The organism is Mesorhizobium sp. B3-1-9, from assembly GCF_006439595.1.
Lineage (GTDB): Bacteria > Pseudomonadota > Alphaproteobacteria > Rhizobiales > Rhizobiaceae > Mesorhizobium.
In genome coordinates, this window is sequence record NZ_VFTJ01000012.1 from 129618 (window position 1) to 149639 (window position 20022).

18 protein-coding genes are annotated in these 20022 nt (G+C 63.9%); 10 read left to right on the plus strand and 8 right to left on the minus strand.

All coding sequences use genetic code 11. The annotated features are described in order from the left end of the window. Positions 1-102 precede the first annotated feature (102 nt). The 4 genes from FJW07_RS21130 to FJW07_RS21145 all read left to right on the plus strand — a co-directional run bounded on the left by FJW07_RS21130 (position 103) and on the right by FJW07_RS21145 (position 4479). A complete protein-coding gene (locus tag FJW07_RS21130) occupies positions 103-789 on the plus strand; it encodes a queuosine precursor transporter (protein ID WP_140858655.1) in 687 nt (228 codons plus the stop codon). 121 nt (positions 790-910) lie between these two features. Continuing rightward, complete coding sequence (locus FJW07_RS21135; protein ID WP_140858656.1) at positions 911-1585, plus strand: hypothetical protein; 675 nt, start codon at positions 911-913, stop codon at positions 1583-1585. A gap of 87 nt (positions 1586-1672) precedes the next feature. Beyond that, the gene (locus FJW07_RS21140) at positions 1673-3448 is read left to right on the plus strand and encodes a GtrA family protein (protein ID WP_140858658.1); all 1776 of its coding nucleotides are present in this window, start codon (positions 1673-1675) and stop codon (positions 3446-3448) included. A gap of 221 nt (positions 3449-3669) precedes the next feature. Beyond that, positions 3670-4479: a hypothetical protein gene (locus FJW07_RS21145; protein ID WP_246680832.1), complete on the plus strand. Its 810-nt coding sequence runs from the start codon at positions 3670-3672 to the stop codon at positions 4477-4479. A 136-nt stretch (positions 4480-4615) separates the two neighbouring features. On the opposite strand, the gene FJW07_RS21150 is transcribed toward FJW07_RS21145, so the two are convergent. The 4 genes from FJW07_RS21150 to FJW07_RS21165 all read right to left on the minus strand — a co-directional run bounded on the left by FJW07_RS21150 (position 4616) and on the right by FJW07_RS21165 (position 9316). Next, positions 4616-5632, minus strand: coding sequence for an esterase-like activity of phytase family protein (locus FJW07_RS21150; protein ID WP_140858660.1), 1017 nt, complete (start codon positions 5630-5632; stop codon positions 4616-4618). Further along, on the minus strand, positions 5629-7527 hold the full coding sequence (cobT, locus tag FJW07_RS21155; RefSeq protein ID WP_140858661.1) for a cobaltochelatase subunit CobT: 1899 nt from the start codon (positions 7525-7527) through the stop codon (positions 5629-5631). Before cobT ends, FJW07_RS21150 begins: the two co-directional genes overlap by 4 nt. Before the next feature lie 54 nt (positions 7528-7581). After that, complete coding sequence (cobS, locus tag FJW07_RS21160; RefSeq protein ID WP_140633012.1) at positions 7582-8568, minus strand: cobaltochelatase subunit CobS; 987 nt, start codon at positions 8566-8568, stop codon at positions 7582-7584. Positions 8569-8692: 124 nt separating this feature from the next. Beyond that, positions 8693-9316 (minus strand): J domain-containing protein, encoded by a 624-nt coding sequence (locus tag FJW07_RS21165; protein ID WP_140659654.1) that lies wholly within the window; start codon positions 9314-9316, stop codon positions 8693-8695. Between the two features lie 136 nt (positions 9317-9452). Between FJW07_RS21165 and FJW07_RS21170 the strand changes: the two genes are divergently transcribed. After that, positions 9453-9755, plus strand: a complete 303-nt coding sequence (locus FJW07_RS21170) for a BolA family protein (RefSeq protein WP_140645148.1) — start codon at positions 9453-9455, stop codon at positions 9753-9755. Here the strand turns inward: FJW07_RS21170 and FJW07_RS21175 are convergent, their stop codons facing one another. Next, positions 9756-10562 carry an alpha/beta hydrolase gene (locus FJW07_RS21175; protein ID WP_140784049.1) on the minus strand — a complete coding sequence of 269 codons (807 nt, stop codon included), beginning with the start codon at positions 10560-10562 and terminating at the stop codon, positions 9756-9758. A gap of 284 nt (positions 10563-10846) precedes the next feature. On the opposite strand from FJW07_RS21175, the gene FJW07_RS21180 reads away from it, so the two are divergent. From FJW07_RS21180 to FJW07_RS21190, 3 genes are read left to right on the plus strand one after another with little or no spacing between them, the layout of a single operon-like run. After that, the gene (locus FJW07_RS21180) at positions 10847-12796 is read left to right on the plus strand and encodes a PrkA family serine protein kinase (protein WP_140645146.1); all 1950 of its coding nucleotides are present in this window, start codon (positions 10847-10849) and stop codon (positions 12794-12796) included. Positions 12797-12815: 19 nt separating this feature from the next. Then, positions 12816-14126, plus strand: a complete 1311-nt coding sequence (locus tag FJW07_RS21185) for a YeaH/YhbH family protein (RefSeq protein WP_140659657.1) — start codon at positions 12816-12818, stop codon at positions 14124-14126. Positions 14127-14137: 11 nt separating this feature from the next. Next, positions 14138-15682 carry a SpoVR family protein gene (locus FJW07_RS21190; protein WP_140858677.1) on the plus strand — a complete coding sequence of 515 codons (1545 nt, stop codon included), beginning with the start codon at positions 14138-14140 and terminating at the stop codon, positions 15680-15682. 403 nt (positions 15683-16085) lie between these two features. On the opposite strand, the gene FJW07_RS21195 is transcribed toward FJW07_RS21190, so the two are convergent. From FJW07_RS21195 to FJW07_RS21205, 3 genes are read right to left on the minus strand one after another with little or no spacing between them, the layout of a single operon-like run. After that, positions 16086-16982: a transporter associated domain-containing protein gene (locus tag FJW07_RS21195; protein WP_140858663.1), complete on the minus strand. Its 897-nt coding sequence runs from the start codon at positions 16980-16982 to the stop codon at positions 16086-16088. Further along, complete coding sequence (aroB, locus tag FJW07_RS21200; protein ID WP_140858665.1) at positions 16979-18172, minus strand: 3-dehydroquinate synthase; 1194 nt, start codon at positions 18170-18172, stop codon at positions 16979-16981. The genes FJW07_RS21195 and aroB overlap by 4 nt, the downstream gene beginning before the upstream one ends. Then, positions 18169-18798 carry a shikimate kinase gene (locus tag FJW07_RS21205; RefSeq protein WP_140784052.1) on the minus strand — a complete coding sequence of 210 codons (630 nt, stop codon included), beginning with the start codon at positions 18796-18798 and terminating at the stop codon, positions 18169-18171. Before FJW07_RS21205 ends, aroB begins: the two co-directional genes overlap by 4 nt. A gap of 188 nt (positions 18799-18986) precedes the next feature. On the opposite strand from FJW07_RS21205, the gene FJW07_RS21210 reads away from it, so the two are divergent. Together FJW07_RS21210 and FJW07_RS21215 are read left to right on the plus strand one after the other, a co-directional pair. After that, a complete protein-coding gene (locus tag FJW07_RS21210) occupies positions 18987-19139 on the plus strand; it encodes a histidine kinase (protein WP_140648190.1) in 153 nt (50 codons plus the stop codon). 34 nt (positions 19140-19173) lie between these two features. Beyond that, a partial coding sequence (locus tag FJW07_RS21215; RefSeq protein WP_140648191.1) for a site-specific tyrosine recombinase XerD occupies positions 19174-20022 on the plus strand: 849 nt, incomplete at its 3' end.

Consider the following 20022-nt stretch of genomic DNA (forward strand, 5'->3'; position numbering starts at 1 on the left):
TCAGGCGGGGGACGACCGCCTCGAGCCCGGCCAGACCGGTGCTCGAAACAAGGGCGGGCGTCGGCATGGCGCTCGGCTGGTTCCATTACCCAGGATAAAAAAATGAATTTCCTGACGCGATATTTGCCCTTCGTGGCTGCCATGGCGCTTGTCGTCGTGGCCTCCAACATCCTTGTCCAGTTCCCGATGCAGGGCCAGGTCGGCGGTCTGGCGCTGGCGGACGTGCTCACCTGGGGTGCCTTCACCTATCCGTTCTCCTTCCTGGTCACCGACCTCGCCAACCGCCGCTACGGTCCGGCCGTGGCGCGCAAAGTGGTGTTCGTCGGCTTCATGACGGCGGTGACCTGCTCGATCCTGATCCCGCCTTTCCTGTTCCGCCACGGCCTGATCGAGTTCGAGACCGCCGCCGACCGGCTGGTGCGCATCGCGGCCGCCTCGGGTGCCGCCTTCCTCACCGCGCAATTGCTCGACGTCACCGTCTTCAACCGGCTGCGCCGGCAGAGCTGGTGGCGCGCGCCTATCGTCGGCACGCTGGTCGGCTCGGTGTTCGACACCATCGTCTTCTTCGGCGTCGCCTTCTCCGCCGCCTTCGCGTTTGCCGGCCCCAGTGACAGCTTCGCGCTGGAGACCGCGCCGCTGATGGGCGTTCTGCCGGTCGAGACGATGCGCTGGGTGTCCTGGGCGCTTGGCGACCTTTCGGTCAAGCTGATCATTGCCGTCGTGGCGCTGATCCCCTACCGGCTGCTCGCCGCGCGCTGGAGCCAGCCAGCGGTCGCGGTCAGAGCATGATCCCAAAAAGTGGGATCCGGTTTTTGGAAAAGATCATGCTCCAAACAAAAAGAGAGAGCATGATCCCAAAAAGTGGGACCCGGTTTTTGGAAAAGATCTTGCTCAAACCAAAAGAGAGAGCGTGATCCCCTGGGTTCAGCTTGATTCCGCCCGCACGCCTGATGGCGCGCAGGAACTTCGCCTGAAGCGGCGCGGGGATGAATTCTCGATCATGCTCGGCACCAACGAGCTGATGAACAGCCGCCTCAGCGGCTCCGAGGAGGCCCTCGCCAGGCTTTCCTGCAAGCAGATCGCCGGCCGCAAGCGGCCAAGCATCCTCATCGGCGGGCTCGGCATGGGATTCACCTTGCGCGCCGCCCTCGCCGCGCTCGATCGCGACGCCGCCGTCACCGTCGCCGAACTGGTTCCCGCGGTCGTCGCCTGGGCGCGGGGGCCCATGTCCGGGATATTCGACGGCTGCCTCGACGACCCGCGCGTCACCCTTCGCGAGACAGATGTCGGCCAGCTGATAAGGGCGGAGACAACCGCCTGGGACGCCATCCTGCTCGACGTCGACAATGGTCCCGAAGGCATCGTCTACCAGGGCAATGACACGCTCTACAGTGCGGCCGGCCTGGCCGCGGCGCGGGCCGCCTTGAAGCCCGGCGGCGTGCTGGCGGTCTGGTCGCAGGGACCGGACGGCGGCTTCACCCGGCGGCTGAAACAGGCCGGCTTCGCGGTCGAGGAGATCAACACGCGGGCCAACGGCAAGCGTGGCGCCCGCCACGTCATCTGGATTGCTACCAACCAGGCCTGACGCTTTCAGCAGCAGCCGCGGGGCTTTACGCTTTGTTACGGCCGATGATGCAGGATCGCGAAAATTCTCCAGGGCATTGCGACCAGCATGACCGTGCCAGGCACCGGTTGGAAAAACGATCTTCTGCTTGCGTTGTGCGCCACGCTGGTGGTGCTGACGATCAACGCGGTTTCCGGCTTCCCCACCCTTGCCAACTACGGCGCCGACAATGACAGCATGCTGCGGCTGGTCGAGATCCGCGACCTGCTCGGCGGCCAGGGCTGGTTCGACCTCCATCAATACAGGATGGGCGCCTCGGGCGGCTTCGTCATGCACTGGTCGCGGCTTGTGGACACGCCGCTCGCGCTGATCATCATGGCCTTCGATGCGCTCGGCGCCAGCCCCGCCACCGCCGAACGCGCCGCGCAGATCATCTGGCCGACCCTGCTCTACGGACTGACCATATTCGTGCTGATGCGCGCCGCGCAGCGCTTCGCCGGCGCGAATGTCGCGATGCCGGCGCTCATCCTGTCGACTGCGGGCCTTTTCTTCCTGGTGATCTACAGCCCGGGGGTGATCGATCACCACAATGTCCAGCTGTTGCTGACGGCGGCCGGCCTCTGGCTCCTGATGGAAGCGCCCTCCTGGCGGCCCGCGGCCCTTCTGTCGGGCATTTGCGCCGGCCTGACGCTGGCTGTCGGCATGGAGACCGCTCCCTATGTGGCGGTGCTCGGCATCTGTGCCGCTGTCCTGTTCATCCTCGACGACAAGGAGCGCGTCACGGCACGAGGCTTTGGCCTCGGATTTGCCGGCATCGCCTCGCTGGTCTTCGTGGTTACCATCCGCCCGGCCGACTGGGGCGTGGCCCAATGCGACGCCTTCTCGTCCTTCCAGTTCGCGATTGCCGCGCTGTCCGGCTTCGGCCTGGCGATCGCCGCTGCACCGACCGGGCCGACAACCCGGGCGCGGCTCGGCTCCACGCTGGCGCTGGCGGTGGTGGTCGCGGCCGCCGCGATGCTGTTCTTCCCGCAATGCCTGGCGTCGCCCTATGCGGGCATGGACGAGCGTATCCGCACCTATTGGCTGGCCGACGTGGTCGAAGCGCAGCCCTTCTGGAGCGTCGCCGTCCACCAGCCGAAGCTGATGGCGGCGCGCTATGTGACGCCCTTCATCGCCATCCTGCTGATCGGCTTTCAACTCCGAACGCGTCGCCTGCGCCGCGAGGAGATGCTCGCCGCCATTCTGCTTGTCGTCGCCTTCGGCGTCAGTCTCTGGCAGGTGCGCGGCTCGACCTTTTCCGTCGCCTTCGCCGTATTGCCGCTCTCGGCCTGGATTGCGAAAATCCGACTGCGGGCGGACGCCGCGCCCTCATGGCGCCTTTCCACCGGCATCGTCATGGCGTGGCTGGTCTCGCTCAACGCGACTTGGGCCGGGGTCGCGGTGGCGGCGCAGTCCGTGGTCCAGAAAGCGCCGCAGCGGATCAATTCCGATCCCGATCACGCCGTGACCTGCGGCAAGCCAAGCGACTTCCACGATCTTGCCGCCATGCCGGCGACGACGGTGCTTGCCTCGTCCAATCTCGGCTCGGGAATACTGATGTTCACCCGCCACCGGGCGCTGGCCGGCCCTTACCACCGCAATGTCGGCGGTAACCTTGCCATGCTCGACGCTTTCATGGGAACGCCGGACGCCGCGCGCGCCGTCATCGAGCGCGAGCATGTGGGGCTGGTCGCGATCTGCCGCGGCAACACGGAAGAGATATCGCTGGGCCTGGACGCACCGAAGGGCCTTGCCGCGGCGCTGCTGCGGGGCGACCTGCCGGCATGGCTGGAACTGGACCAGTCTACCGCGGGAAAACCGATCGAGATCTACAAGGTCCGTTGAATATCGGCCTGCAGCCATGTCAGCATCGTCGACCGCGCTCCTCGCAACGCGCTCGTTTCGCGCTGATGCGGCATCCCTCCGTGATTTAGAAAACCCCGATTGAAGTCAGTCCCGTGGATCATTGAAATCCAGCCTGTGCTTTGGTTAGCATTTCGCCGGGGCGGCGATATATGTATTCAGGAAATTTGGATTCGGGGCTTTAGATTGGGGAAAGGGTATCCATGTCGGCCATAGACGGCGCGGTGGCGCCAGCATCAGCCAAACGAATGCTGCAGCATGTTGTCTCCCACATGGTGGACGCCGTGAACCGCGCCGCATTTGTGGAAACGCCTTTCTGGCATCTGGAAATGACCGATGTTTTCCCCGCGGACCTTTATCTGCGCATGCGTGCCGCCATGCCGGAGGCGCGCGAGTATCGGGCGCTCAAGGGGCGCAACAAGGTCAACATTCAGGCCGACGGCACTGCGACGCGGGTCAAGATCGACCTCTACCCCGAATATATCCGCCATCTACCGGACGAGAAACGGGGGGTCTGGTCCCTGGTCGGAAAGGCACTGCATGCGCCGCAACTGAAGGACGCATTCATGCGCCGCCTTGCCCGGGGCCTGGAACGCCGGTTCGGGTCGGATTTCATGAAGGTCGGCATGTATCCGGTGCCGATGCTGACGCGCGACGTGGCGGGCTACAAGATCGGTTTCCACACCGACACGAAATGGAAGGGCATCACGGTCCAGTTCTACCTGCCGGAGGACGACTCGATCAACCACATCGGCACCCGATTCGCCGAACGCAAGCCGGACGGGCGTTTCGAGAATTCGCACCGGATGTCGTTTTCCCCGAACACCGGCTACGCCTTTGCGGTCGGCACCGACACGTGGCACGCGGTCGATACCGTCGGGCCGGAGGTCCGCACCCGCGACAGCATCCTTCACACCTATTTCGTGGACAACACCGCGACGCTCAAGATCCGCAACCGGAGCAAGCGCGCCGCCAATTTCGTGATGAACGAAGTCCGCCACGTCGGCCGCTAGAGCATGATCCCGAAAAGTGGGAACCGCTTTTCGGAGAAAGACCATGCTCCAACAAAGAGTTAGATCGTGACGGCGATTCAACGAAACGCCATCACGATCTAGAGCCAGGGCGGCTGGATTCTGCCAGCGATCCTGCTCAATCCTGGTGCAGGATGAACTCCAAATAGAGGTTGCGCTGCAGGATCGAATGGTTGTCGTCGGAGATCAGCGACACCATCAGCGCGCCGTCGTCGCGGGTCCAGACGTCGAGCCCTTCCATGTTGTCGATCTGGTAGCCCATGTCGGCCTCCATCAGCACCGGCCCGTCGGCGACCGCGCCCTTCGCGACGCTTTCGCCATAGATGCGCCGCAGCCGCATCTTCACCCCGCGCGCGATCGAAAAACTGCGCTCCAGCAGCAGCAGGTCACCGTCCGGCAGGAAGGCGCCGTCGGTTATGTCGAATTCGCCGTCGCGCCTGACGGTGAAGACGCCCTTATGCGCCCCCTCGATGATGGCGGCATAGACGTTGCCGGCTTCGTCGAGGCTCCTCTCCGAGACCACGACCAGGCCGCCCGCGTGCTGCCCGTAAGGATTGGCGTGGGTGACGGTCTCGAAGCCGCGATTCTGGCGCAGCTCCTTGGCGGGAACCAGGTAATCGAGCTGCCGGATCGGCGCCTTCATATCGTCGGGATCGATCTTGAACTGGGCGACACGCTGGTCGCGCTCGAAGCCGACGGTGGCGATACCGTCCTTGACCGCGAGCCCTTCCGCGTCGACCTCCCACTTCCGGTCGCTCGGCTGGCCCGAAGCGTCGACCATCTGCTGCATGCGGAAATTAGAAACGCCCGATGGGCGCCTGCCGGCGTCATGCGTGATCGCGCCGAAGAACCAGAAGCCGGTGTCGGCGACACCGATGAAGTCGCTGCCCGGCTTCAGGAAGCGAAAGGCCGACAGCGCGCCGAAATCGCGTGCCGGCGACGTCATCTCCACCCCGCCGACGAATTCGAGCGGCCCGAACCGCGTCTCGTCATGGCCGACATGGAACTGGCTGATCGGCCGCGCCGAAATCTCGACCGTCTCGGCGGGAGCGCCCGACGCGGCAATTGCCGGCAAGGCGCAGGCCAGCACGCAGGCGAAAAGCGTCCGCCGCGCGCGCCGCCCCGAAAAGATCATCCGGCGCGCCGCAATCCGCCGCGCCGCGTGTCGCGCGCGCTTTCCTCGCCAAACAGCGAGGCGAGCTGCTCGGTCATGGCGCCGGCCAGTTCCTCGGCGTCGACGATGGTGACGGCGCGGCGATAATAGCGCGTGACGTCGTGGCCGATACCGATCGCGAGCAGCTCGACCGGCGAGCGCGTCTCGATCAGCTCGATGACCGCCCGCAGATGCCGCTCCAGATAATTGCCCGGATTGACCGAGAGCGTGGAATCGTCGACCGGCGCGCCGTCCGAGATCATCATCAGGATCTTGCGCTGCTCGGGCCGGCCGATGAGCCGGTTATGCGCCCAAAGCAGTGCCTCGCCGTCGATGTTTTCCTTGAGCAAGCCCTCGCGCATCATCAGCCCGAGATTGCGTCGCGCGCGCCGCCACGGATGGTCGGCGGATTTGTAGATGATGTGGCGCAGATCATTGAGGCGGCCGGGGTTCGGCGGCTTGCCCTCCTTCAGCCATCTCTCGCGCGCCTGTCCGCCTTTCCAGGCGCGGGTGGTGAAGCCGAGGATCTCCACCGAAACGCCGCAGCGCTCCAGCGTGCGCGCCAGAATGTCGGCGCAGGTCGCGGCGACCGTAATCGGCCGGCCGCGCATCGAGCCCGAATTGTCGAGCACCAGCGACACGACGGTGTCGCGGAATTTCGTGTCGCGCTCCTGCTTGAAGGACAGCGGCTGCATCGGATCGATGACGACGCGCACCAGCCGGGCCGGATCGAGATAGCCTTCCTCCAGGTCGAAATCCCAGGAGCGGTTCTGCTGCGCCATCAGCCGGCGTTGCAGCCGGTTGGCGAGCCGCCCGACGACGCCGGAGAGATTGGCGAGCTGCTTGTCGAGGAAGGCGCGCAGCCGGTCGAGCTCCTCTTCCTCGCACAGGTCCTCGGCGCCCACCGTCTCGTCGAAGGCGGTGGTGAACACCTTGTAGTCGATCTCTTTCGGCAGGTTCAGGAACGGATTGTCGTTGCGCTTGGCCTCGCCCGGCGTCTCGGCGTCGGAATCGTCCTCGTCGGAAAGGTCGTCGGAAGTGGCGTCGGTCGCTTCCGTCTCGGCCGATTCTTCCTCGTCCGCGGAAGCTTCGGCATCTTCAGACTGCGACTGCTCAGAGCCTGAATCCTCCTCGCCGCCTTCCTCGCTCTGTTCCTCGCCCTGCTGCTCGTTCTCTTCGTTTTCCTCCGAGTCGTCGGTTTCTTGGTCGTCGCCGAGCTCCTCGGCCATCTCCATGGAAACCAGCATGTCGCGCACGACGCGGGCAAAGGCCTGCTGGTCCTCGAGCTTGGCCGACAGGCCGTCGAGGTCGCCGCTCGCCTTCTCCTCGACCCAGGGGCGCCACAGATCGACCAGCCGCTCGCCGCTCTTCGGCACGGGACGTCCGGTGAGCTTTTCGCGCACCATCAGCGCAATCGCTTCCTCGAGCGGCGCGTCCGCCTTGTCCCTGACGTCGACGAGGTTCGCCTTGGCGTATTTGTCCTCGAGCATCGAGCCGATATTGTCGGCCACGCCCTGCATGGCGCGGCTGCCGATCGCCTCGACGCGCGCCTGTTCGACCGCGTCGAAGATAGACCGCGCCAGCTTGCCTTCCGGCGCCAGCTTGTTGTGGACGCGCTGATCGTGGCAGGCGCGCTTCAGCGCCATGGAATCGCCCAAGCCGCGCGTGATCGCGATGTCGTTGCGGGAGGCTTTCTTCGGCAGCTCGGGCAGGCGCGCGCGGTTGCCGGCCAAGGCCGGCCGGTCCTTGGCGAAGCCGACCTCGAGGTCCTTGTCGCCGGCGACGGCACGCATGCACACGGTGACGGCGCGCTTGAAGCTGTCGGCTTCAGACCCGTTCTTCGGCTTGTTGCGCGTGTTGTCGCCCGGACCCGCCATGATCATTCCTTGCGCGATTGGTGCTGAAAGGCTGGAGGCCTTTCGGCTGCGCGCCTAGCCCAGCACCACGTTGGCGGCGCTCTCCGGCAGATCCTCGCCGAAGGCGCGCTGGTAGAACTCGGCCACCACCGAACGCTCCAGCTCGTCGCACTTGTTGAGGAAGGTCAGCCGGAACGCCATGCCGATGTCGCCGAAGATTTCGGCGTTTTCGGCCCAGGTGATGACGGTACGCGGGCTCATCACGGTGGACAGGTCGCCATTGATGAAAGCCGAGCGCGTCATGTCGGCGACGCGCACCATCTTGTTGACGATGTCCTTGCCCTTGCTGTCGCGATAGTGCTTGGCCTTGGCCAGCACGATGTTCACTTCATTGTCGTGCGGCAGGTAGTTGAGCGTGGTGACGATCGACCAGCGGTCCATCTGCGCCTGGTTGATCTGCTGCGTGCCGTGATAGAGGCCGGTGGTGTCGCCAAGGCCGACCGTGTTGGCGGTGGCGAACAGCCGGAACGCCGGATGCGGGCGGATGACCCGGCTCTGGTCGAGCAGCGTCAGCCGGCCCGACGATTCCAGCACGCGCTGGATGACGAACATCACGTCCGGGCGGCCGGCATCGTACTCGTCGAAGCAGAGCGCGACATTGTGCTGATAGGCCCAGGGCAGGATGCCGTCGCGGAATTCGGTGACCTGCAGGCCTTCCTTGACGACGATGGCGTCCTTGCCGACGAGGTCGATACGGCTGACATGGCTGTCGAGGTTGACGCGCACGCAAGGCCAGTTGAGCCGCGCCGCCACCTGCTCGATATGCGTCGACTTGCCGGTGCCGTGATAGCCCGACACCATGACGCGGCGGTTGTAGGCAAAGCCGGCGAGGATCGCCAATGTCGTCGCCTTGTCGAACAGATAATCCGGGTCGATGTCCGGCACATGCTCGGTCGCCGCCGAATAGGCGGGCACGACCATCTTGGAATCGAAACCGAATTTCTCCTTCACCGACACCGTCGTGTCGGGCAGGTTGGCGATGTCGCGATCGACCTTGTTCATCTCTATCAACGTCTCCACGGGCGAAACGCCGCGTTTCGCCGGCAATCGATTTTGTCCGGGGGCGGTCTTAGAGCGTTTTCCAACCTTATGAAAGTTGGAAAACGACATGGGACCGTAGGGCCGCTCAGCACAATCCTGCTTGCTTGAGCACGCGATAGGCCTGCAGCACATCGCGGAACCGGTCTTCCGAACCCCTGTCGCCGCCATTCGCATCCGGATGGTGGCGCTTAACGAGTTCCTTATAACGTGCCTTGATGTCCTGACCAGTCGCCTTTGTATCAAGGCCAAGCGTTTCCAGCGCCTTGGCCTCAAGCGGCTTTGCCTTGCGCTCGCGCGGCTCGCGCGCGCCTGAACCGAACAGATTGAACGGGTCGCGCATGCGGTTGTGGTAGCCGGCGCGGCCCGAACGCTGTTGCGCGAAATCCGGCGCCGAGCGCGTTCCGCCGACATTGGCGCCCATGCGCCAAGTCGGCCTGTGGCCGGTCAGCGCCTCCTTCTGGAAGCGGGCGATCTCTGTATCCGACACGCCGGAGAAGTAGTTGAAGCCCTTGTTGTATTCGCGCACATGGTCGAAGCAGAAGCGGAAATACTCGCCCTCCTTGAGACGCCCGACCGGCGCGCGATGCGTTCCCGCCTCGTTGCAGCCATCCCACTGGCAGATCGGCGCGCGCGACTTAAGCTCCGCGTCCTTCTCCGGCCGGATTCGAATTTTCTCGAAATATTTGGGATACGCTTTCATCTCACCCATTTATGGGCTGTTCGCACGTGCGAAACAAGAATTGACATTTCGCCGATGATCGCCCTAACCGCTGAATCGCGGCTTAAAAGCGGTCGAAATTCAAGATTTTGCGGCTGTGCCGCAGATGTGGGGAAGGGAACCCAGGATGTCCATACAGTCGACGATGGAAAACAAGCTGAAGGCGGCGTTTTCGCCCGAAAGGCTCGCCGTCATCAACGAAAGCCACCTTCACGCCGGCCATCACCATGTCGAGTCGGGCCACCATGCGACGTTCGACGGCGCCGGCGAGACGCATTTCCGCGTCCGCGTCGTCTCTGCCGCCTTTGCCGGCATGGGTCGCGTCGAGCGCCATCGCGCCGTCAACGAACTGCTCGCCGACGAATTGAAAGCCGGCGTGCATGCGCTGGCGATCGAGCCGGCCGCGCCCGGCGAGAAGACGCGCTGGTAGTCAGCCGACGGTCGCCTTGAGGAAGGCCAGCGCGGCCGCGGTCAGGGCATCGCCGTCCTCGCCGAAATCGCGATTGATCGACATATGTGTATAGGCGCTGCCGTCGAACAGCGTCACCTTGGTGCCGGTGGCGCGCAGGCGTTCCGCAAAAGCTTTCGATTCTTCGCCTCGCCCGGATGCCCGCGAATAGGCGATGAAGGTCGGCGGATGTTTCCTGCCGTCGACATAGCTCGCCGGCGACAGCGCCGCCCACTGTGCCGGGTCGGAGAAGGCACGCGCATAAGCCCGAACCATGCCGCCATTCCTGGAAAGCGCGGCAAGATCATAGGCCCTGGTGTCGTCGAGGATCAGCGCGGCGACACCGGGCAATCCGCCGCGCATGCCGGTCAGCGCAATCAGATGGCAGCCGGCCGAATGGCCCATGCCGACGATGCGGTCCGGATCGCCGCCATGCCGGGCGATGTTGGCGCGCACATAGGCGTAGGCCTTTTCGACATCGCCGGCCTGGGTGGCGACATCCGCTTGCGGCAGCATGCGGTAATCGATCGAGACGAACACGAAGCCATTGGCGAGCAGGAAGCCCGGCTTGGCGCCGACCTGGCTGCGCTTGCCGAACCGCCAGGCGCCGCCATGGACGAAGAAGACCACCGGCAGCTTGTTCGCATCGTCGCCTGCATGGACATCGAGCTTGGCCGGACCGTAATCGAGGGTTTGCGGCTCCGGCTGGCCCGGACGCCCGGTCGCCGACGCACCTGGCGGCAACAGTGCCGCCAGCGATGCCGCGATGAGCCTGCGTCGATTGATCATCGTCATCTCCGGTTGCGGCGACAGCGCACGGACCCTGGCCACGCACCTCATTTACTGACCAAAAATGACAACTTTCGGTGCGAAAACAAATCCAGTCCTTGACGGTCCGCCGGCAATCACCACGTATCTTACTAGGCGAGCATTTTCGGCCGAATCGGGAACTCCGGGGGGCCGATGTCGGAGTGCGGAGAGCTCCCCTTCATGTGAAGGGAACCACAATGCTTTCCGGCAGTTGATGAAGCGATGAGCCGATTGGCAGCCTGTCGGCTCCGAGGCAAAGCATCATGCGCGAGAATCAAACAGACGTCTTCGATCTGTTTTCGGAGATTTATTCCAACGCGGCTCAGGAGGAGATAAGCCTCCAGCAATACCTGCTAGCTTGCCGCGAGGACAAATCCATGTATGCCTCGGCGCCCGAACGCATGGTTGCGGCAATCGGCGAGCCGAACTTGATCGACACCAGCAAGGACGAGCGGCTCGGCCGCATTTTTTCCAACCGCACCGTCAAGGTCTATCCCTCCTTTTCCGATTTCTACGGAATGGAGGACACGATCGAGCGCATTGCCGGATATTTCCGCTATGCCTCGCAGGGCCTCGAGGAGCGCAAGCAGATCCTCTATCTCCTCGGTCCGGTCGGCGGCGGCAAATCCTCGCTGGCCGAACGGCTGAAGAAGCTGATGGAGGAGCGCCCGATCTACACGCTCAAGGTCGGCAACAAGATCAGCCCGGTCTTCGAATCGCCGCTCGGCCTTTTCCATCCCGACCGCATGGGCGATCTGCTGGAGGATAAATACGGCATCGCCCGCCGCCGCCTGAACGGACTGATTTCGCCCTGGGCGGCCAAGCGCCTCGACGAACTGTCGGGCGACATCTCCAAATTCAGCGTCGTCAAGCTGATGCCGTCGCGGCTGCGCCAGATTGCCATCGCCAAGACCGAGCCCGGCGACGAGAACAACCAGGACGTCTCGGCGCTGGTCGGCAAGGTCGACATCAGGCAATTGGAGCACTTTAGCCAGTCCGACCCGGACGCCTATTCCTACAGCGGCGGCCTCAACCGGACGACGCAGGGGCTGCTCGAATTCGTCGAGATGTTCAAGGCGCCCATCAAGGTCCTGCACCCCTTGCTGACGGCAACCCAGGAAGGCAGCTACAACGGCACCGAGAATTTCGGCGCCTTCCCCTATCAGGGCATCGTCGTTGCCCATTCCAACGAATCGGAATGGCAGCAGTTCAAGAACAACAAGAACAACGAGGCCTTCCTCGACCGCATCCTCGTGGTCAAGGTTCCCTATTGCCTGCGCATCACCGAGGAAAGGCACATCTACGAGAAGCTGTTGCGCGAAAGCGAATTGGCAAGCAGTCCCTGCGCGCCAGAGGTGCTGGACATTCTCAGCCGTTTCACCGTTTCGACCCGCCTTGCCGAACATGAGAACTCGCCGCTCTACACCAAGATGCGCGCCTATGACGGCGAGAACCTCAAGGAGGTCGATCCGAAGGCGAAGTCCGTCCAGGAATATCGCGACGCCGCCGGCGTCGACGAAGGCATGACCGGAGTCAGCACGCGCTTCGCCTTCAAGATCCTGTCGCAGACGTTCAACTACGATACCAAGGAGGTGGCGGCCGATCCCGTGCACCTGATGTACATCCTCGAGGAGGCGATCAAGCGCGAGCAATTCCCGAAGGAAACGGAGGCCGCCTATCTCGAATTCATCAAGTCGGAACTCGCGGCGCGCTATGCCGAGTTCATCGGTCACGAGATCCAGAAGGCCTATCTGGAATCCTACAGCGAGTACGGTCAGAACCTCTTCGACCGTTACATCGCCTATGCCGATGCCTGGATCGAGGATCAGGACTACAAGGACCCCGACACCGGCCAGATCCTCAACCGCGAGGTCCTGGACAAGGAGTTGTCGCAGGTCGAGAAGCCGGCCGGCATCGCCAATCCCAAGGACTTCCGCAACGAAGTGGTCAAATTCACCTTGCGAGCCCGGGCGCGCAACCATGGCCGCAACCCGTCCTGGACGAGCTACGAAAAGCTTCGCGAGGTCATCGAGAAGCGCATGTTCGGCCAGGTCGAGGACCTGCTGCCGGTGATCAGCTTCGGCTCCAAGCAGGACAGCGTCACGGAGAAACGGCACAACGAATTCGTGCAGCGGATGGTGGAACGCGGCTATACCCAGCGGCAGGTGCGCCGGCTGGTCGACTGGTATATGCGCGTGAACAAGGCGGGCTGATCAAAGCCGGGACGGTTCCATGCCGATCTTCATCGACCGCCGCCTGAATCCGAAGGACAAAAGCCTTGGCAATCGCCAGCGCTTCCTCAGGCGTGCCCGCGAAGAGCTCAAGCGCTCCATCCGCGACAAGGTCCGCGCCGGCGGGATCGCCGAGCTCGACCGCGAGCACGCCGTGCCGATGCCTCGCAAGGGCACCGGCGAACCGACCTTCGGCGACGACAAGGAAAGCGGCCGGCGCCAGCACATCCTGCCCGGCAACCGGACGTTCAGCCCTGGCGATCTTATCGACAAGCCTGGCGGCGGCGGAGGCTACGGCTCGGCTCCGGGGACCACGGAATCCGAGGACGACTTCCGCTTCGTGCTGTCACGCGAGGAAGTGCTCGACCTTTTCTTCGAGGACCTCGAACTGCCGGATCTAGTCAAGCTCAGTCTAAAGCAGATACTCAGCTTCAAGCCGAAGCGGGCGGGTTTCGCCGCAAGCGGCGCGCCGACCAACATCAATGTCGGGCGCACGATGCGAAACAGCCACGGGCGCCGCATCGCGCTCAGGCGTCCGAAGCAGGCTGACGTGGACGCCATCGCCGGGCAGATCGCCGAGCTGGAATCCAGGCCGCCGGATGCAAAGACACGCGAACGCATCGAGGCTCTGCGCGACGAGTTCGATCGGCTGGAGCGCCGGCGCAGGCGGATTGCCTATGTCGATCCGGTCGACATCCGCTTCAATCGCTTCGACCCGCAGCCGCGGCCGAATGCCAGTGCCGTCATGTTCTGCCTGATGGACGTCTCCGGATCGATGGGCGAGCGAGAGAAGGATTTGGCCAAACGCTTCTTCGTGCTGCTGCATCTGTTCCTGACGCGACGATACGAGCGCACCGAAATCGTCTTCATTCGCCACACCCACGAGGCCAAGGAGGTGGACGAGCACACGTTCTTCTACCACACGCAAAGCGGCGGCACCGTCGTTTCCACGGCGCTCGAGGAGATGCATCGCATCATCGAAGAGCGATATCCGGCCTCTGAATGGAACATCTACGCCGCCCAGGCCTCTGACGGCGACAATTTCGCCACCGACTCCGAACGCTGCATAGAACTGCTGGACCGCAAACTCATGGGGCTTTGCCAGTATTTCGCCTATGTGGAGATCATCGATGAGCGGGAAAGCCACATTTTCGGCTCGACCGAGAACGGCACGTCGCTCTGGCGCGCCTACAACGCCGTCGACGGCAAATGGCCGAACTTCCAGATGAGGCGCATTGCCGCGCCGGCCGACATATACCCGGTCTTCCGCGAGCTCTTCGCCAGGCAGCCCGGCTTGCGCAAGAGCGCATGAGGGCTTCGGCGATGGTCAGCCAGGCGCGCAAGTCCGAACTGCTGTTTTCCGGGTCCGACTGGGATTTCAACAAGCTGTCCCGGGTCTATGACGAGATCGAAGCGATCGGCCGCGAAGTGCTTCACCTCGACATCTACCCGGTGCAGATGGAGGTCATTTCCTCCGAGCAGATGCTCGACGCCTATTCGTCGATCGGCATGCCGCTGATGTACCGGCACTGGTCGTTCGGCAAACGTTTTCTTTATGACGAGCTTCTCTACCGCAAGGGCGCTCGCGGTCTGGCCTACGAGATCGTCATCAACTCCAACCCCTGCATCGTCTACCTCATGGAGGAAAACACCATGGCCCTGCAGGCCTTGGTGACCGCCCATGCCGCGCTCGGGCACAATCATTTCTTCAAGAACAATCATCTCTTCCGGCAATGGACGGATGCCGGCGGCATCCTGAGCTACCTGGATTTCGCCAAGAGCTACATAGCCCGATGCGAGGAACGGCATGGCCTGGCCGCCGTGGAGGCGATCCTGGATTCGGCCCATGCGCTGATGGAGCAAGGCGTGTTCCGTTACCGTCGCCCGCCGAAACTGTCATCGGAGCAACAGCGCGAGGGGTTGCGCGAGCGCCTCGAATACGAGGAACGCTCCTTCAACGATCTGTGGCGAACGCTGCCGCCCCCGCAGGGAAAGAACAAGCCGGAAGCAGGGGACGAAATCCTTGCCGAGCGCAAGAAATCGCTCAATCTGCCGGAGGAAAACCTGCTCTATTTCCTCGAGAAGAACAGCCTGGTGCTTGAGCCCTGGCAGCGCGAGATCGTCAGGATCGTGCGTGTCATCGCGCAATATTTCTACCCGCAGCGGCAAACCCAGGTGATGAACGAAGGCTGTGCCACCTTCGTGCATTACACGCTCATGAACACGCTGTTCGACCGTGGCCGCATCGGCGAAGGCGCCATGCTGGAGATCCTGCGCAACCACTCGAACGTCATCTTCCAGCCGGCCTATGACGATCCGCGCTTTTCCGGCATCAATCCCTATGCACTGGGTCTCGACATGATGCAGGACATCCAGCGCATCTCGACGGCGCCGACCGCCGAGGACCGCGACTGGTTTCCCGACATCGCCGGCCGCGGCGACTGGCGCGACACCCTGCTCGACGCCTGGGCCAACCACCGCGACGAATCCTTCATCCGCCAATATCTGAGCCCGACGCTGATCCGCAAATGGCGGCTCTTCGTGCTCGCCGACGGCGCCGACGAGCCGCACTATGAGGTGGCCTCGATCCACAATGAGCGCGGCTATGCCAAGATACGGTCGGCGCTCGCGCAAAGCTACGATGTCGGCGCCAGCCGTCCCGACATCCAGGTGGTTGACGTCGATCTGCTGGGCGACCGGCATCTGCGGCTCCAGCACAAGATCAAGGACGGCGTCATGCTCGAGCCCCAGAGCCGCGACGCAACCCTGCGCCATATCCGCAGGCTTTGGGGCTATGACGTCAGCCTGGCGGCAATCGATGCTGGAACCGGCGCGATGCTCAGCGAGCGTTCGACCAAGGAATTGTGAGCCGGGGCTCTGAGACGCCTGGTTTCTTCGGCGTAGGGATTTTGAAAGGTTGCAGGGTTGTCGGGCGCCAAGATTTTCACCATTCGCTTCGGTGAAATCAGCGCAGACGTTGGGGGTTGGCTGAAGCCTCTCAACCTCGTCATCCCTGGGCGGAGCAGCCGCGAAGCGGCGTCGCGGAGACCCTGGGATCCATTCCGTGACCCTGATCGAAGAACGCAGCGAAGCAGAATTCTGCACCGCAGCAGCGCTCATGCGTCACGGAATGGATCCTCGGGTCTGCGCCCGTCGCTACGCTCCTTGCTCCGCCCGTGGATGACGAGGCCGGACCGTTTCGGCCAATCTCCAAGGCATACCACCTGCCAACGCGACATAGCCGACCAGTCAAGATTTCTGTGTTAGTGAACTAGCCTTCGCTGGCGGGACGTATCCTCAACCTTGCAATGCGGTTCTTGTCCCGCTTCATCACCACGAAACGCTTGCCGTGGAAGGTGAAGGCCTGCTTCTCTTCCGGGATCGACTGCGTCTCATGGATGACCAGGCCGGCAATCGTCGTGGCTTCCTCGTCGGGCAGGTCCCAGTCGAGCGCGCGGTTCAAGTCGCGGATCGGCACTGTGCCGTCGACGACGACGGAGCCGTCCGCTTCCTTCTTCACGCCCTGCATGTCGACATCGTGCTCGTCGGCTATCTCGCCGACGATCTCCTCGATGATGTCTTCCAGCGTCACCAGCCCTTCGACCTCGCCATATTCGTCGACGACGATGGCGAAATGCGCCTTGCGGCGCAGGAAGGCGTTGAGCTGTTCCTGCAAGGTGGTGGTGTCCGGCACGAACCACGGCTTCGCCGCGATCTTCATGACGTCGATCCGCGAGAAATCGTTGCCGACCTCGTTGAGGGCTCTCAGCAGATCCTTCGCGTGCAGCACGCCGACGATGTTGTCGAGCGAGCCCTTCCACAACGGCATGCGGGTGTGCGGGCTTTGAAGGATCTCGCGCACCACCGCCTCCGGCGCATTGTCGGCATTGACCGAGCGCATATTGGTGCGGTGGACCATGATATCCGACACTTCGAGTTCATCGAGGTCGAAGAGCCCTTCGAGCCGATTGCGCTCCTCACCGGCAGCCGCGCCCTCGCGACGGGGATCGTCGCTGCCTTCATCCTTGCCGTTGCGCTCGGTCCGCTGCGGCGGCTCGAGCGGCCGCAGCGCGTAGCCGAAAGCGGCAAGCAGCCGGGTGCGCAACAGAAGCGCCGAAAGCATGATGACGGCGAGGACGGCGGCGACGATCCAGCCGGCGTCGATCATCCGGAACGGCTCCTCTTGGACCGTTCGGGATGGCTCACCTTGAGCCTTCCGGATTGGCCCGCCTTGAACCCTTCGGGATGGCTCGTCTTGAGGAAGGACAGCACTTCCGACGGCGGCACGTCCTTGGCGATGAAAGCCTGGCCGATGCCGCGCGTCAGGATGAAGGTCAGCGCGCCGCGCGACACCTTCTTGTCCTGGGTGATGAAGCCGAGCAGCGCCTCGGCATCCGGCAGCTCGCCCGGAATATCGGCCATGCGCCAGGGCAGGCCGACGGCGCGAAGATGCGCTTCGACGCGCTCCGCGTCGTCCGGACTCGCCAGGTTGAGGCGCGCCGAGAAGCGATGCGCCAGCGCCATGCCGATGGCCACACCCTCACCATGGACGAGGCGCGCCCCGTCATAGCGCGTGGCCGCTTCCAGCGCATGGCCGAACGTGTGGCCGAGATTGAGCAGCGCCCGGTCGCCGGTCTCGAACTCGTCGCGGGCGACGACGTCTGCCTTGGCGCGGCAGGCCTCGGCGATCGCCTCGACCCGCGCCGGGCCGCCGGCAAAGACTTGCCCCCAGTTCTGCTCAAGCCAGGCGAAGAAGGCCGGGCGGTCGATCAGCCCGTATTTGGCGAGCTCGGCATAGCCGGCGCGGAACTCTCGGATCGGCAGCGTGTCGAGCACCTGGGTGTCGGCGAGCACCAGCCTGGGCTGGTGGAAGACGCCGACAAGGTTCTTGCCGCGGGCGCTGTTGATGCCGGTCTTGCCGCCGACGGAGGAATCGACCTGCGCCAGGAGCGAGGTCGGGATCTGCACGAAGTTCATGCCGCGCCGCACGATGCCGGAAGCAAAGCCTGCAAGGTCGCCGATGACCCCGCCGCCGAGCGCGATCACCAGGTCGCGGCGTTCGAGCTTTGCCGCGAGGACGCCGTCGACCACCTCTTCGAGATGGGCGAAGCTCTTGGTCTTTTCGCCGGCGGGCAGCGCGATGACGGCGGACTGGATGCCGCCTTTCTCCAACCCCGCCTTCAGCATGTCGAGATGCGCGGCGGCGACGTTCTCGTCGGTGACGATGGCCGCGCGGGTGCCGGGAAGCCGGCGCCCGATCTCCTCGCCGGAGCGCGCCAGCAGCCCGGAGCCGATCAATATATCATAGGCGCGGTCGCCGAGCCCGACCTCGACCTTCATCGGTTCGGCATCGCTCACGACTGCACCTCGTCGGTTGTGGCGCCTGTAGCGCCTGTCACGATCGCGTCGACGCCGAGATGGGTGCAGAGCGCCGCGACGACTTCGCCGGCGATGATCTCCTTGCGGTCGTCGCGGGTCGGCACGGTCAGGTCGGCGGTGGCGTAGACCGGGTAACGCTCGCCCATCAGCCGCTCCAGCACGCCGCGCGGATCGGGATTTTTCAGGAGCGGCCGGTTCTGCTTCTTCGAAACCCGCTCCATCAAGAGGTCGAGGTCGGCCTTCAGCCAGACCGATACGCCATGCGCGGAAATCGCCTCGCGCGTCTGCGCGTTCATGAAAGCGCCGCCGCCGGTCGACAGCACCTGCGGTCCGTTCTCCAGCAGGCGCAGGATCACGCGCTGCTCCAGCGCGCGGAATTCCGGCTCGCCATAGCGCTCGAACAGCTCCGGCACCGTCATGCGCGAGACGCTTTCGATCTCCTGGTCGCTGTCCATGAAGGGCAGCGAAAGCATCGCCGCCACCTTGCGGCCGATCGCCGTCTTGCCGGCGCCCATCAGCCCGACGAAGACGATCGAGCGGCTGCCGAGCGCTTCGATCAGCGCGGCGCGGCCTTCGTCCGTCGGATTGGGTGGCAGAGCGTTCATCGGAGCCTCTTTGCGCCGTATCGACATCAAAAGCCTGTTTGCGTCAAGCACGGCCGGACAACCGGGCGCGAAGCATCCCGGCAAAACCTTCTGTTCACCGGAAGCCTTCGTCCTTGAATTGGCCGGATCGGCGTCCCATAAGGGCACAGGGCTTTGGAAACGCAGAACAACAAGACGGGCGAAATTGAATGCCGACTTTGTTTCGCTTCGTCGTGACGCTGGCGGTTCTTGCAGGCATTGCCTATGGCGCGATGTTCGCGCTGGCCATGTTCGTGGAGCCGAAAAGAGCGGAAATGAGCATCCGCATTCCGGCCGAAAAGCTCAACCCCAAGAAGAACTGACCAAGAAAACCGACAAAGAGCTGATCCCGGCCCGATGAACAGCGCCGCCCGCATCGAAGCCTTCCTCGAAATGATGAGCGCCGAACGCGGCGCGGCGGAAAACACGCTCGCCTCCTATCGCCGCGACCTGGAGGATGCCTCCGAGACGATCCAGGGCGGGCTTGCAGGTGCTGGATCTTCCGACATCCGCGCCTATCTCGACGACATCGCCGCGCGCGGCTTCGCGCCGACCTCGCAGGCGCGCAAATTGTCGGCGATCCGCCAGTTCTTCAAATTCCTCTACGCCGAAGGCCTGCGCGGCGACGACCCGACCGGCACGCTGGACAGCCCGCGCAAGGGCCGGCCGCTGCCGAAGACGATGAGCGAGGCCGAGACCGGCCGCCTGCTCGACCGCGCCGCGCTGGAAGCCGGCGAATCCGCCCCGGACGGCGACAGGCTGGCCGCGTTGCGCCTGCACGCGCTGGTCGAGGTGCTCTACGCCACCGGCCTGCGCGTCTCCGAATTGGTTGGCCTGCCGGTGACGGTGGCGCTGCGCGACGACCGCTTCTTCATGGTGCGCGGCAAGGGCGACAAGGAGCGCATGGTGCCGCTTTCGACCAAGGCGCGAACCGCCATGCGCGCCTGGCTTGCCGCGAGGGCCGAGCGCCCGGCCTTTGCCGAAAGCCCGTTCCTGTTCCCGGCCTCTTCCGACAGCGGCCATCTCTCCCGCCAGGTTTTCGCCCGCGATCTCAAGGGCTTGGCCGCGCGTTCCGGGATAACCGCGGCCAAAATCTCGCCGCATGTGCTTCGCCATGCTTTTGCCAGCCATCTGCTGCAGAACGGCGCCGATCTCAGAGCCGTTCAGCAACTTCTAGGCCATGCCGATATCTCGACCACCCAGATC